This window comes from Roseateles sp. P5_E1, from assembly GCF_054049335.1.
The window spans coordinates 1-559 of sequence record NZ_JBFUMN010000388.1; the positions used below are offsets into that span (position 1 = coordinate 1).

General features: G+C 67.6%; 1 protein-coding gene. It reads left to right on the plus strand.

All coding sequences use genetic code 11. The annotated features are described in order from the left end of the window. Positions 1 to 559: acyl-CoA dehydrogenase family protein (locus tag ACXJKJ_RS31685; protein ID WP_457395677.1), on the plus strand; the 559-nt coding region annotated here is incomplete at both ends.

Sequence of the window (559 nt, forward strand, 5' to 3'; positions counted from 1 at the left end):
TCGCCCAGGCCGAACTGGCGCCGCACGCCGCGCGATGGGATGCGGAGGGCATCTTTCCGCGCGAGGCGATCGCCAAGGCAGGGGAACTCGGGTTCTGCGGTTTGTACATGGACCCCGAGGTAGGTGGCAGCGGCTTGAGCCGTCTGGATGCCGCCGTCGTCATCGAGGAGCTCGCCAACGTGGATCCGTCCACGGCGGCCTATGTCAGCATCCACAACATGGCGTCGTGGATGGTGGCCAAGTGGGGCCAGGAGAGCCTGCGTGCGGAGTGGGGTGCAGACCTCTCGTCCGGCACCAAGCTGGCTTCGTACTGCCTGACCGAGCCAGGTGCCGGCTCGGATGCAGCCTCGCTGAAGACCAGCGCGGTGCGCGATGGCGACCACTACGTGTTGAATGGGTCCAAGGCCTTCATCTCCGGCGCCGGTGCCACCGAACTGCTGGTGGTGATGGCGCGCACCGGCGGTGCCGGCGCAGGTGGCATCAGCGCGATCGCGGTGCCGGCCGACCTGCCGGGCATCAGCTACGGCCGCAAGGAAGAGAAGATGGGCTGGAACAGCCA